The sequence below is a fragment of the Holzapfeliella saturejae genome (genome assembly GCF_037546065.1).
GTDB lineage: Bacteria > Bacillota > Bacilli > Lactobacillales > Lactobacillaceae > Holzapfeliella > Holzapfeliella saturejae.
On record NZ_JAWMWG010000001.1, the window covers coordinates 282804 to 295778 of the forward strand.

12 protein-coding genes, 1 pseudogene and 1 other annotated feature are annotated in these 12975 nt (G+C 33.3%); of the genes and pseudogenes, 10 read left to right on the forward strand and 3 right to left on the reverse strand.

What is annotated here, in order from left to right; genetic code table 11:
* Positions 1-29: 29 nt before the first annotated feature.
* A complete protein-coding gene (locus R4Y45_RS01270; RefSeq protein WP_339968452.1) occupies positions 30-2558 on the forward strand; it encodes a M1 family metallopeptidase in 2529 nt (842 codons plus the stop codon).
* 30 nt (positions 2559-2588) lie between these two features.
* On the opposite strand, the pseudogene R4Y45_RS01275 reads toward R4Y45_RS01270, so the two are convergent.
* Both R4Y45_RS01275 and R4Y45_RS01280 read right to left on the reverse strand, forming a co-directional pair.
* Positions 2589-2834: pseudogene (locus tag R4Y45_RS01275) on the reverse strand (GNAT family N-acetyltransferase); the annotation flags it as partial.
* Positions 2835-2849: 15 nt separating this feature from the next.
* A complete protein-coding gene (locus R4Y45_RS01280) occupies positions 2850-3146 on the reverse strand; it encodes a GNAT family N-acetyltransferase (protein ID WP_339968457.1) in 297 nt (98 codons plus the stop codon).
* A gap of 155 nt (positions 3147-3301) precedes the next feature.
* Positions 3302-3565: a binding site (T-box leader), on the forward strand.
* Positions 3566-3631: 66 nt separating this feature from the next.
* Here R4Y45_RS01280 and R4Y45_RS01285 point away from each other — a divergent pair.
* From R4Y45_RS01285 to R4Y45_RS01310, 6 genes are all read left to right on the forward strand, one after another.
* On the forward strand, positions 3632-4492 hold the full coding sequence (locus R4Y45_RS01285; RefSeq protein WP_339968460.1) for a homoserine O-acetyltransferase/O-succinyltransferase family protein: 861 nt from the start codon (positions 3632-3634) through the stop codon (positions 4490-4492).
* Positions 4479-5753 carry an O-acetylhomoserine aminocarboxypropyltransferase/cysteine synthase family protein gene (locus R4Y45_RS01290; protein WP_339968462.1) on the forward strand — a complete coding sequence of 425 codons (1275 nt, stop codon included), beginning with the start codon at positions 4479-4481 and terminating at the stop codon, positions 5751-5753. The genes R4Y45_RS01285 and R4Y45_RS01290 overlap by 14 nt, the downstream gene beginning before the upstream one ends.
* Positions 5754-5771: 18 nt before the next feature.
* A complete protein-coding gene (locus R4Y45_RS01295; RefSeq protein WP_339968464.1) occupies positions 5772-6899 on the forward strand; it encodes an aminotransferase class I/II-fold pyridoxal phosphate-dependent enzyme in 1128 nt (375 codons plus the stop codon).
* 2 nt (positions 6900-6901) lie between these two features.
* On the forward strand, positions 6902-8059 hold the full coding sequence (locus R4Y45_RS01300) for an aminotransferase class V-fold PLP-dependent enzyme (protein ID WP_339968467.1): 1158 nt from the start codon (positions 6902-6904) through the stop codon (positions 8057-8059).
* Between the two features lie 27 nt (positions 8060-8086).
* The gene (locus tag R4Y45_RS01305) at positions 8087-9232 is read left to right on the forward strand and encodes a 5-methyltetrahydropteroyltriglutamate--homocysteine S-methyltransferase (RefSeq protein WP_339968470.1); all 1146 of its coding nucleotides are present in this window, start codon (positions 8087-8089) and stop codon (positions 9230-9232) included.
* Between the two features lie 162 nt (positions 9233-9394).
* Positions 9395-9826, forward strand: coding sequence for a hypothetical protein (locus R4Y45_RS01310; protein WP_339968472.1), 432 nt, complete (start codon positions 9395-9397; stop codon positions 9824-9826).
* A gap of 473 nt (positions 9827-10299) precedes the next feature.
* On the opposite strand, the gene R4Y45_RS01315 is transcribed toward R4Y45_RS01310, so the two are convergent.
* Positions 10300-10470 (reverse strand): hypothetical protein, encoded by a 171-nt coding sequence (locus R4Y45_RS01315; protein WP_339968474.1) that lies wholly within the window; start codon positions 10468-10470, stop codon positions 10300-10302.
* A gap of 282 nt (positions 10471-10752) precedes the next feature.
* Between R4Y45_RS01315 and R4Y45_RS07445 the strand changes: the two genes are divergently transcribed.
* The 3 genes from R4Y45_RS07445 to R4Y45_RS01325 all read left to right on the forward strand — a co-directional run bounded on the left by R4Y45_RS07445 (position 10753) and on the right by R4Y45_RS01325 (position 12937).
* Positions 10753-10875 carry an EntF family bacteriocin induction factor gene (locus tag R4Y45_RS07445; protein ID WP_412747360.1) on the forward strand — a complete coding sequence of 41 codons (123 nt, stop codon included), beginning with the start codon at positions 10753-10755 and terminating at the stop codon, positions 10873-10875.
* Between the two features lie 471 nt (positions 10876-11346).
* On the forward strand, positions 11347-12177 hold the full coding sequence (locus tag R4Y45_RS01320; RefSeq protein WP_339968476.1) for a sensor histidine kinase: 831 nt from the start codon (positions 11347-11349) through the stop codon (positions 12175-12177).
* 16 nt (positions 12178-12193) lie between these two features.
* Complete coding sequence (locus R4Y45_RS01325) at positions 12194-12937, forward strand: LytR/AlgR family response regulator transcription factor (protein WP_339968478.1); 744 nt, start codon at positions 12194-12196, stop codon at positions 12935-12937.
* Positions 12938-12975 lie beyond the last annotated feature (38 nt).

Sequence of the window (12975 nt, forward strand, 5' to 3'; positions counted from 1 at the left end):
TAAAATAAAATGAAAAACAGGAGAGACTCATGACAGAATTAAAACGTTTATATGATGTTTTTGAACCCAAACATTATGACTTATATATTGATGTTAATCGTGAAACCAAAACGGTTAGCGGAACAACAACCGTAGTGGGTGAAGCAAAAGCTAAAACAATTGCTTTACATCAAAAAGATTTGGCTGTTTCAGAAGTGAAAGTAGCTGGTCAAGCTGTTGATTTTACAATTGATAAAGAAAAAGACTTAATTAAATTTGAAACACCAACTACAGGTGAAGCAACGATTGAAGTGACTTATACAGCACCATTAACTGATACGATGATGGGGATTTATCCTTCATATTATGAACATGAAGGTGTCAAAAAACAATTAGTCGGCACACAATTTGAAACAAACTTTGCTCGCCAGGCTTTTCCTTGTGTGGATGAACCTGAAGCAAAAGCAACTTTTGAATTAGCACTAAAATTTGATGAAAAACCAGGTGAAATCGCTTTAAGTAACATGCCAGAAACTCGTGTGGAAGACGGTGTGCATTACTTTGATAAAACCGTTAAAATGTCAACTTATCTAGTGGCATTTGCTTTTGGTGAGATGCAAAGTAAATTAACAGAAACTAAAAGTGGCGTTAAAGTTGGGGTGTTTTCAACAAAAGCACATCAAGCTAATGAGTTAGATTTTGCTTTAGATATTGCCAAACGTGCTATCGACTTCTACGAAGATTTCTACCAAACACCTTATCCATTACCTCATTCATGGCAATTAGGGTTGCCAGACTTTTCAGCAGGAGCAATGGAAAACTGGGGACTTGTAACTTATCGTGAAGCCTACTTGTTGCTAGATCCAGACAATACAGCGTTAAGTATGAAACAAGTAGTCGCTACTGTGATTGCCCATGAACTAGCTCACCAATGGTTTGGTGATTTAGTCACAATGAAATGGTGGGATGATTTGTGGTTAAACGAAAGTTTTGCCAATATGATGGAATATGTGGCAATTGATGCGATTCAACCTGACTGGCATATTTGGGAAAGCTTCCAAACAGGTGAAGCACCTGCCGCTCTTCAACGTGATGCAACTGATGGGGTCCAATCTGTTCACGTTCAAGTTGAACATCCAGCTGAAGTTGATTCACTATTTGACCCAGCGATTGTTTATGCTAAAGGAGCACGTTTACTAGTTATGGTGCGTTCATTAATTGGTGATGATGCCTTAAGAAAAGGGCTTAAGGATTACTTTAAAGCTCATCAATATAGCAATGCAACAGGTCCAGATCTTTGGAAAGCTCTAGGTGACGCTTCTGGTATGGACGTTAGTGCTGTGATGGATTCATGGTTAGAACAACCAGGTTATCCTGTAGTTAAAGCTGAAGTAATTGAGGGTGAATTAACCTTATCACAACAACAATTCTTTATTGGGGAAGGTCAAGATGTTGACCGTAAATGGCAAATTCCACTAAATGCAAATTACAAAGAATTGCCAGAGCTATTAACTGAAAAACGCGTTTCTTTAGGTAACTACGATGATTTAAGAAAAGCTAATAATCAAGCATTGCGTTTGAATGTGGGCAATAATTCACACTTTATTGTGCAATACGACCAAGCTTTACTAGATGACATTTTAAGCGATGTAAACCAACTAGATGCAATTGCTCAAATGCAACTACTACAGGATTTACGTTTACTTGCTGAAGGTCGTCGCTTGTCTTACTCTGAACTAATCCCACTGTTACAAAACTTTGCAGATAGTTCATCAAATATTGTTAATGCTGGTCTTTACCGTTTAGCTAACAATCTAAAACGTTTTGTTAAAGAAGATAGTCAAGCTAAAAAAGATTTACAAAACTTATTTAACCGCTTAAGTGAAAAACAATTTGCTCGTTTAGGATTCACACCAAAATCAGGTGAATCAAATGATGACCAATTGACTAGACCTTATGTCTTGAGTGCGACTCTTTATGCTAAAAATGAACAAGCAATGAGTGAAGCTCACGATTTATTTAACGACCATCACGATAACTTGATCAGCTTACCAGCTGAAATTCGTTCTTTTGTTTTGAGTAATGAAGTTAAGAATTATGGCTCAAAAGAATTATTTGATAACTTGCTAACACAGTATCAAAAATCAACCGATGCCAGCTATAAACGTGATTTAACTGCAGCTTTAGTTTCAACTACTGATGTGCAGTTAGCCCAAAAATTAATTTCAAACTTTGAAAATAGTGATGTTATTAAACCGCAAGATTTAAGATCATGGTTTAGTGGTTTGCTTTCAAATGATAAATCTCAACAACAAACTTGGGATTGGCTACAAAATGATTGGCAATGGCTTGAAGATACCGTGGGTGGCGACATGGAATTTACTAGCTACATTACGGTTGTTTCAAGTACTTTCAAAACAGCTGAAAGATTAGCTGAATTTAAAGCTTTCTTTGAACCAAAAATTAATACACCAGGTTTAACTCGTGAAATTAAAATGGGAATTAAAGCAATCGAAAGTCGTGTAGACTTAATTGAATCAGAACGTGAAGCAGTTGAAAAAGCACTAGCTAACAACTAATCTATGAAAAAAGCAAGATGGGCTTAAAGCCTATCTTGCTTTTTTATTTTGCCATTCATCTCGCAGTAAAGACCAAATTGTTGAATCGTGAAAACCATCTTGTAATAATTCACCCGCACGATGAATACCATCAAAATGAAAACTGGCTTTTTTGGCAACATTGTTACTACTGTCATTTTTAACACTGGCATGAATTTCAATTTTGTTAATGTCATAATCGGTAAATGCAATATCACATATGGCTAACACAGCACGATGCATAATACCCTTGCCACTAGCATCTTTATCGAGCTAGTAGCCAATCTCAGTACTTTTATCGCTCGCATGAAATCGGTTTAATGTAAGCGTACCAACAGGTTTGTGATTGCACCAAATAATGGTTAATAACATCTCACCTTTACCGTATTTTTGTAGACAATCTTTCAAAAATTTTTCTTCATCTTTTGGACTTTTAATGTTATTTGCCCAGGGCAACCATTTTGCAAATTCAGTGCGATTTTTTTCAACTAATTGGTAAATAGCCTCAGCATCTAGTTCGGGTCTAGGTAGAGCAAGTTCTAATTCATGATCAATTTTGTAGGTAAACATAATTTATTCTCCTTAAAAAATTTTTCAACAAAATTTATAATCGCAAACCTTTACTGAATAAGCTTTTTGTTGATAGAGGCTGTTATTAATTTAAAAAAGAGTTTGACATTCGATTATAATCTCGCTATAGTAGTCATCAACAAAGCAAATAATTAAATTTTACTGAGAAAAGATGAGTAAATATTTATCTTATTTTAACAGAGAGCCATGTTAGGTGAAAGATGGTACTTAAGAAAATATTGAAGATGGTCTTGGAGTAAGTTTAAATTGTGAGCCAGTTAGGTTAGCAATTTACGGGATAACACACGTTACTGTGTTGAAGGATAGCTACCATGAGTGTCCGGATCGAAGATGGTGATAATAGCACTGTATAATTATCACTAATATAGGGTGGTACCGCGTTTAACAACGCCCCTAGGTTTAAGCATAGTCTTAGATCTAGGGGCTTTTTTTATGGTCTTAATCAAAAAAGGAGAGTTGAAAGTATGTCAGTGAATGCGTGTAATGGATTTTTAAAACAACAAAAAGAGTGGGTAAATAGTCAACAAAGCAATCCTATTACTATCGTGATTTTGAATTTAATGCCTAACAAAAAAGAAACGGAAAGACAATTTTTGAATTTATTAGACAGTTTAGATGCTGAAATTGCGGTGCAATTTATTTATCCCAAAACACACCATTCAAAGCATACACAGGCTAAAGATTTAGTCGCATCTTATGCCACATTCGATGAAATTAAGCACCAACAAATTGATGGTCTAATTATTACCGGAGCACCTATTGAAAAGTTGGCGTTTTCAGAAATTGATTATATTGATGAATTAATCACTATTCGAAACTGGGCCAAAACACATGTTAAACAAACCATCAACGAGTGTTGGGCTGCACAACAAGGTCTTAATCAAGATTTTGAGGTAGAAAAAATCAATTTGAAGCAAAAATTATTTGGTATTTATCAAGCCAGTTATTTAGCTGAAGAAAACGAGTTAACGCAATATTGTGAAACGATAACAATGCCACAATCACGTCATACTAAATCTCTTGTGGATGAACAAAACTTACCAAAAGATTTAACAGTTATTGCCTCGAGTCCAGAGGCTGGGCCATTTATTTTATACTCTAAAAAATATCGCCAACTTTACATTAGCGGTCATCCAGAATATGACACTCATACGCTTCATAATGAGTACTTAAGAGATTTAAACCAACAAAAAAAGATTCAAAAACCAAAAAATTATTATACTAATCAACAGCCAATTAATACATGGCAAGCTAGTAGTCAGCAATTTTATCAAAACTGGCTAGACTTAATTAAGAAAGAGGTTTTACTTTATGACACAATTTAATTTTGAAACTTTGCAAGTTCATGCAGGACAACAAGTTGATAAAGAAACAGGTGCTCGAGCTGTTCCAATTTATCAAACAACCTCTTATGTTTTTGATAATCCCAAACAAGCTGCAGATCGTTTTGGATTAAAAGAACCAGGTAATATTTATACTCGATTAACCAATCCCACAACAGATGTTTTAGAAAAAAGAATTGCAGCTCTTGAAAACGGCACATCTGCTGTCGTTCTAGCTACAGGTGCAGCCGCAATTACGTCTGCGATTTTAAATATTGCAGGACAGGGTGATGAAATTGTATCAGCTAGTAGTTTATATGGTGGTACATACGAATTGTTTTCGGTAACCCTACCTAAATATGGAATTACAACTAAATTTGTTGATTCTGATAATCCTTTGAATTTTGAAAAACAAATCACCGAAAATACCAAGGCTATTTATGTTGAAAGCATTGGGAATCCTAATATTAATCTCGTGGATTTTGAAAAAATTGCAGAAATTGCACACCGACACAATATTTTATTTATCGTTGATAATACCTTCGGAACCCCTTATTTAGTTAAACCATTAGAACATGGAGCTGACATTGTGGTCCATTCTGCTACCAAATTCATTGGTGGTCATGGCACAACGATGGGGGGTGTGATTGTTGAAAATGGTCAATTTGATTATCGAAAAACGAAACGTTACCCAGAATTTATTACACCAAATCCACACTACGATGGCTTGATTTTTGCAGATATTGAAGGAGCTGTTTTTACAACTAAAGTAAGGGCAGAAACGCTAAGAGATTTAGGAGCCGCAATTAGTCCATTTAATTCATTTTTACTACTTCAGGGATTGGAAACATTGTCGCTAAGAGTTGAACGTCATGTTTCAAATACTGAAAAAATTATCGATTTTCTAAAACAACATCCTAAAGTTGCCTGGATTAATTATCCAAAATTAGCAGATAATCCTTACCACGAACTAGCCAATACTTATTTCAAAAAAGGAACAGGCTCAATTTTTACTTTAGGATTGAAAGGTGGAAAAGCAGCTGGTCAAGAATTAATTGAAGAACTTCAGTTGTTTTCATTGTTAGCCAATGTTGCAGATGCTAAATCACTCATTATTCATCCTGCTTCAACAACTCATGCTCAATTAAACGAGGAAGAACTAAAATCAGCTGGTGTAACGCCTGATTTAATTCGCTTATCAATAGGAATTGAAAATAGTGATGATTTGATTGCTGATTTAAAACAAGCACTTGATAAAATCTAAATTTTAAGGAGCAAAAAAATGGAAAGTCACTGTACATGGAAGAAAAAAATCGATACGATTCTTGCCCAAGCAGGAAATCGTCAAGATAACGTCACGGGTGCGATTTCGATGCCACTTTATTTTTCAACAGCTTATCGACACCACGGGTTAGGCGAATCAACAGGTTATGATTACTCACGAATGAACCAGCCAACACGACAAGTACTCGAAGAAGTATTAGCTAAACTTGAAAATGGTGTGCGTGCATTTGGATTATCATCAGGAATGGCTGCGATTCAGTTGGTTTTTACGCAATTTAAAAGTGGCGATCATATTGTTGTATCTGATGATTTGTATGGTGGGTCTTTTCGATTTTTTGATTTATTGAGCCAACAATATGGCATTGAATTTAGTCAGTGGAATGGTCAGGATTTTGACCAGTTTGCCCAATTGCTGACCGAAAAAACTAAAGCCGTTTGGATAGAAACACCCTCAAATCCAATGATGAAAGTCATCGATATCGAAAAGACAGCTGAATTAACACATCAAAATCAGGCTCAATTAATTGTCGATAATACGTTTTATACGCCACTCATTCAACAAGTTTTGGATGAAGGAGCCGATATTGCAGTTCATAGTGCAACCAAATATTTATCAGGTCACAATGATATTTTAGCTGGGGCTGTTATTTGTAAAGATGAGCAAACAGCTGAGGTTCTGGATAAAAATTTGATTACGATTGGTTCAAACATTAGTCCATTTGATTCATGGTTGCTACTTCGTAGTCTGAAAACTTTGCCTATTCGATTGAAGAAGCAACAAGAAAATGCACAGCAATTAGTCAGTTTGTTTAAACAATCAAAGGCTGTTACTAACGTTTTATATCCAGGTAAAGGCGGTATGATTAGCCTTTATACCGCAAAAAATATTAAAATCGATACGTTTTTAAAGAAGCTCGAAGTCGTTTCTTTTGCAGAGAGCTTAGGTGGAACAGAAACCTTAGTCACTGTTCCAGCTGTTCAAACTCATGCCGATTTAAGTGAACAGCAACGACAAAAAACAGGTATCACCGAAAACTTACTCCGAATCTCATGTGGTCTAGAAGATAGTGATGATTTAATTAAAGACTTCAAACAAGCATTTAAAAAAGCTGAAAGCGAGGAATAAAAATGAGTCAAGCAGAATTTTCAGATTGGACTAAAGTAGTCAAATCAACAGCTAAACCTGATCCCCACACTGGAGCGGTGAATCCACCGATTTATCTGTCTTCAACATTTGAACAACCTGGACTTGATGAATTTGGTCAGTGGGATTATGCCCGAAGTGGTAATCCAACTCGAGATGTTTTGGAAGAAAGTATTGCAGAACTTGAAAATGGTGACCGCGGGTTTGCCTTTGCTACCGGAATGGCCGCAATCTCAACAGCCTTATTAACGCTTAAACAAGGTGACCACGTTATTGTGACAAAAAATGTTTATGGTGGTACTTTTCGATTGGTAACTGAAGTTTTAGTTAATTATGGTATCAGTCATACATTTGTTGATTTAAGCGATGAAAAAGCCTTGAAAGATGCTTTTCAAGAGAATACCAAAGTGGTCTATCTTGAAACACCAGCAAACCCGACTTTACAAGTGACCGACATTCAAAAGGTTTCAAAAATTGCTCATGAAAGAGGTGCTTTAGTATTTGCTGATAATACGTTTATGACACCTATTTTACAAAAGCCATTAGAATTAGGAGCAGATCTTGTTGTTCACAGTGCAACTAAATTTTTAGCGGGTCATAGTGATATTTTAGCGGGACTCGTTGTGACGAAAACAAAAGCTTTATCAGATCAGGTTTATTTCTTACAAAATGCAATGGGAGCAACTTTAGGTGTTGCTGATTCCTTCTTATTATTAAGAGGGATAAAAACACTTGGTGTTCGAATGCAAACTTCGTCAAGAAATGCCCTAGAATTTGCCAAGTGGTTAACCGAGCAACCTGTCGTAACAAAAGTAAACTATCCTGGACTTGAAACATCTGACGGTTATGATTTACAGCTTAGCCAAGCAAAAGCAGGCGGTGCTGTCTTATCATTTGACATTGGAACTGAAGAAAATGTCAAAAAGTTAATTGAGGAAATTAAAATCCCAGTCTTTTCTGTATCTTTAGGTGCAACTGAGTCAATTTTGTCATACCCTCCGAAAATGTCCCATGCTGAATTGAACCGAGAAGAACGTCTAGAACGTGGAATTACTGATGGATTATTAAGATTATCAATTGGACTTGAAGACATTGATGATTTAAAACAGGATTTTGCCCAAGCTTTTGAAAAATTAAATTAATCAAACAATCTGAAGGAGAACCTTATTATGCCAAAAATTAATGGAACACTTAGTCACTATGATACAGTTGGTAGTTTTTTGAGACCTGAAAGTCTAAAAATTGCACGTGAAGAATTTAATCAAAATAAAATTACGCAAGCTGACTTAACACAAATTGAAAATGAAGAAATCAAAAAATTAGTCCAAAAACAAAAAGAAGTTGGATTAAAAATTGTAACAGACGGTGAATTACGCCGTAGTTACTGGCATTTAGATACTTTTTGGGGATTTGATGGGATTAGTCATACTAAACAAGAACATGGCTATTTATTCCATGGTGTTGAAACTCGTAATGATTCTGCTCAAGTGAGCGGAAAAATCAAATTTAACCCTAATCATCCTGATTTATTAGCATTTAAATATTTGCAAAGTTTAGTTGAACACGATGATGAGTTAGTTGCTCGCCAAAGTATCCCAGCTCCTGCTCAACTTTATGCAGAACTGGTCAGAGGACCTGAAAATATTGAAGCAATCGGTCGATTTTATTCAAGTGAAGATCAGTTAATTGAAGACGTTGCCCAAGCCTATCACGATTTAATTATTGCTTTATATAATGAAGGCTGTCGACATGTTAAATTAGATGACTGTACTTGGGGAATGATTGCCGATAAAAGTTTTTGGAAGACGATTTCAAAAGATTATCAAGATATTGATCGGCTAAAAGCCCTTTACCTAAGTTTTAATAATCGTGCATTAGCTGATTTACCAGAAGATTTAGCAGTGACAACACATGTTTGTCGTGGTAATTATGCCTCAAAATGGGCAGCAAGTGGGGGTTATGAAACCGTTGCTGATACGTTATTTGCAAAAGAAAATGTTTCCGCTTTTTATCTTGAATTTGATGATGATCGTTCAGGCGATTTTGAACCGTTACAACAGGTTACACCTGGTAAAGAAGTCGTCTTAGGATTAATTACTAGCAAAAATCCAGAACTTGAGTCAAAAGAAGTCATTAAAGCCCGTATTAAAGAAGCTAGTCAATATGTCCCACTTGAAAAATTATCTCTAAGCACACAGTGTGGTTTTGCTTCAACAGAAGAAGGGAACCATTTAACGGAAGAACAACAATGGGATAAAATTAAACTCGTAATTGAAATTGCAAATGAAGTATTTGCAGTTGATAAAGTTAAGTAAAACAAAAAAGACTTCAAATTGAAGTCTTTTTTTATATACCTAAATTTAAAATGTTGTTCGGGATATAAAAATGGGGATTAAAGATACTTTGAAAACTCAATTAAATGGAGATGATACACTAAATTTGATTTTTAAAAGAATTATAAAAAAGGGGAAAATCAAATGAAATTATCACATTTTAAAACTACATATTTACTATTATTTATTCTAGGAATTATATCCTTAATTGTTCCGGCAGCATCTGTTGGCTTTATTACAACAGCATTAACTATTATTATTGCCTTGTATGTCTTGATAAGAGCACCTAAAGAAGAAGTCAAAAAACGTGGGGTTATATTATTAATGGCGGGTTCACTATTAGCTGGCGTTTCATTTATGCTATTAAAATCAGTTAGTATAGATCAAGCTTTGTTAGAACAAATTAAAGCTAATATTGATATGGTCGATAATCAAAAACTGTCAGATTTAGTATCTTCATTAGCACCAGGACTATTAGTGATGGCACTTGGTTGGATTGTTAGATTAGTTGGAACAATCTATTCTAATAAAGAGTATCGCTTTCTAAAAAAATCAGTGAATAAAGTTGCTGAATAAAAAAATGTTCACGCTACTTGAAGTAGTGTGAACATTTTTTTATTATATGTGAAAAAGGAGAAATAATATGAATACACTTATCATTTTAGTTATTATTTTAATTTTAGCGTTTGGTATTTTTTCAACATATGTGTTTTCTTTAACTATTACAAGAGAAAAAGGTAAGTATAAGTCACAATATAATAAAAACGTTGATAATCGAAATTTTTCAAAGTGTTTTTTCTCAAATTTTCGGTATGAACTTTTATATATGATTAGTTACCTTTTATGATGAGATAATTCAATATATTTAAAAAAGGTTTTTCTAAAAAAAGATATTTTTCAGCAAACATCAAAATTTTAGTTAATTAATGTGTCTTACTTTTTTTGGGTGGAGGGTCACGACATAAATTAATGTGGACATTTTTTATTTAGAATATTAAGCATAAAAAAATAACCTTACAAATTATTAATGTAAGGTTATTTTTTGACTACTATTGTAATTTTTTTAAATCGTCTTTATCAACGAATAAGATAGTTTCGCCAGTTTCCATATCAACTTCTGCTTTCAAGTGAACTTGTTTACCTGGGAATATCCTTGAAACACTATTAACTACAGATAATTGTCCGTTCATAGGTGTGAAAAGGTTAAATGTTTTTTTCAATGTTAGAACTCCTTTGATTTTAAAAGATAGTATTACTAAGATGATTACAATTTATCATGATAAAGCGTATGAGTTATTTAAAAGTCTTAAGTTGGGGGAATAACTATCTTGAAGACACTAATTTATTAATAAATATCTTAATTAGGGAAATCACAGTCCTGACTGTTAAAATGTTTAAAAATAATCTTGAATGTCGTTTTTTGTATCTTGAACATTTTATTTTTCTTAATGTGTTAAAATTCATACTATAAAATGATATTCAATAAAAGGAGAAATAGAAGTATGGAAAAATTGACTAAAGAGGAATTATTAAAGATTACTGGTGGGCATATAACTATGAGAGATTCGCAAAGTAGTCCGAATAACCTATGGCAGTGTGTATTTTCATTATTTAAGAATTGTTAGTACGGTAGAAAAATGGTAACTGATACGAAGCTTTTTATCTTACGATATTTTTTTCTGATGATATTATATCCTATAACAGTAGTTGTTCTTCTAAAAAATAGGGTTACGGTTAAAAAGATTATTTTATTGGTACTTTCCTGGGCACCAATCTTCCTGTTATTGATGATTGGTGACGTATTTAACGTAGTAATGGCCATAGGATTGTATGCTATCTTTAAAAGTCACAAACCTGATTTATTTGTATTTAATAGTATTATATTAGCAATAGAGTTATGTGATCTAGTGTATTTTTCAACCGAGATAATATTAAAAAATTCTATCTATAGTATACCTAATATAGGTGATGTAGGAATTGTTAGTAGTACAGTATTAACTAATAGCCTACTATTGATGATACTTTTATATATAATTAAAAAAGTAAATTTAATAACTATTATTCATGATAAGAGTAATGGACTACTATCTTCGTTAATGCTTTATTTATATGTTGTGACTAGAGCTGCTATTTTCATTAGTGGTTATTTTGGTGTTTTCGCTACTACTATAACAATTATTAATATCATATTAATTGTTCAAGCCGTTTTCACGGTTATTGTATTTTTGATTACTTCACATAATCAACAAAAGAAATACGATTTTAAACTCTTGAAAAAGCAATTTGATACTTTGAATGACTACACAGCAGAGCTAGAACATAGCCAAGAAGTTAATGCTAAATTCAAACACGACTATAAAAATTTATTATTGAGCCTAAAAGGTTCAGTAGAAAGTGATAATAGTTCTGAACTGATTAATACTGTTTCCGATTTAGAACAATACTCAGATAATTATTTCAAAAAAATAGAAGTTGACTTTAGACACTGTCAAAATATTAAAAATGATTATTTGAAGAGTTTGATTATTTCTAAACTATCAAAAGCCAAACAAAAAGAGATAGCTTGTCATTTTGAATGTGAAATGGTGGTTGATAAGATGCCAATTGATCAATTTGATTGCGTTAGAATGTTTGGCATTGTTTTAGATAATGCTATTGAAGCTGCCGTAGAAACCGCTCATCCAAGAATTGATATCATGTTGTATCAAGATGATCATCAATTAGAGTTTTGGGTAAGAAATAATTATGTAGCTAATACAGTTGATTTGAAATCATTAAGACAAGCGAATGTTTCGACTAAAGCAGGACATTCTGGATTAGGATTAGTTAATATTGAAGAGATTAGTCAAAAACATCCTAATATTTTAAAAACTTTTTCTAAGAAAAAAGATATTTTTTCAGCAAACATTAAAATTTTAGTTAATTAATAGAAGGGAACGAGCAATGTCTTATCCAATTATAATCTGTGAGGATAATCCTGTTCAGTTAAAACAAGTTGAAAAGACGATAACGAATTATCTATTATTTCATGAAGGAAATTTTGAGATTAAATTGGCGACACAAAGTCCCGATGACGTTATACATTATTTATCACAAAACGAAGTTTCAGACGGTATATTTTTGCTAGATATTGACTTGAATCACTCAGTTAATGGAATTGAATTGGCTGTTCAAATTAGACAGTCATGTGTGGATGCAAAAATTATTTTTATCACAACCCATGACGAGTTAATGCCTTTAACCTTACAAAGAAAAGTCGAACCTTTAGGCTTTATAGCTAAAGATCAAGCATTAGACGTGTTTAGAGATGAAATCCTAGAGCTTTTAATTTTAGCTAAAGCAAGAAATGACAAGTCCAATACTGATAAAAATCAGAGTTTTAATTTTTCCATTGCTAATCAAACATTTTCAATTAATAAAGATGAAATATTATCGATTGAAACCTCAACTATTCCGCATAAAATCGTCTTATATACGATTGACGAGCAACATGAGTTTTATGATAAATTATCTGAAATATCTGCTAAACATCCTGAACTGTTCAAAATTAGTCGATCATGTTTAATTAACTTAGATAATATTGAAACGGTTAATCATCATGATAGAGAAATCACTTTTACAAATGGGATGACACGATATTATTCAATTGGAAAAAGTAAAAAATTGAAAAATGCAATGAAACGATAGGTGTCTAACTAACGCCTATTTTTTATGGTCTTAGAGGA

Bases quoted from the DNA above. Each gene is read 5' to 3' on its own strand.
- R4Y45_RS01270 (WP_339968452.1), top strand. From the start codon at position 30: ATGACAGAATTAAAACGTTTATATGATGTTTTTGAACCCAAACATTAT.
- R4Y45_RS01280 (WP_339968457.1), bottom strand. From the start codon at position 3,146: ATGTTTACCTACAAAATTGATCATGAATTAGAACTTGCTCTACCTAGA.
- R4Y45_RS01285 (WP_339968460.1), top strand. From the start codon at position 3,632: ATGTCAGTGAATGCGTGTAATGGATTTTTAAAACAACAAAAAGAGTGG.
- R4Y45_RS01290 (WP_339968462.1), top strand. From the start codon at position 4,479: ATGACACAATTTAATTTTGAAACTTTGCAAGTTCATGCAGGACAACAA.
- R4Y45_RS01295 (WP_339968464.1), top strand. From the start codon at position 5,772: ATGGAAAGTCACTGTACATGGAAGAAAAAAATCGATACGATTCTTGCC.
- R4Y45_RS01300 (WP_339968467.1), top strand. From the start codon at position 6,902: ATGAGTCAAGCAGAATTTTCAGATTGGACTAAAGTAGTCAAATCAACA.
- R4Y45_RS01305 (WP_339968470.1), top strand. From the start codon at position 8,087: ATGCCAAAAATTAATGGAACACTTAGTCACTATGATACAGTTGGTAGT.
- R4Y45_RS01310 (WP_339968472.1), top strand. From the start codon at position 9,395: ATGAAATTATCACATTTTAAAACTACATATTTACTATTATTTATTCTA.
- R4Y45_RS07445 (WP_412747360.1), top strand. From the start codon at position 10,753: ATGGAAAAATTGACTAAAGAGGAATTATTAAAGATTACTGGTGGGCAT.
- R4Y45_RS01320 (WP_339968476.1), top strand. From the start codon at position 11,347: ATGCTTTATTTATATGTTGTGACTAGAGCTGCTATTTTCATTAGTGGT.
- R4Y45_RS01325 (WP_339968478.1), top strand. From the start codon at position 12,194: ATGTCTTATCCAATTATAATCTGTGAGGATAATCCTGTTCAGTTAAAA.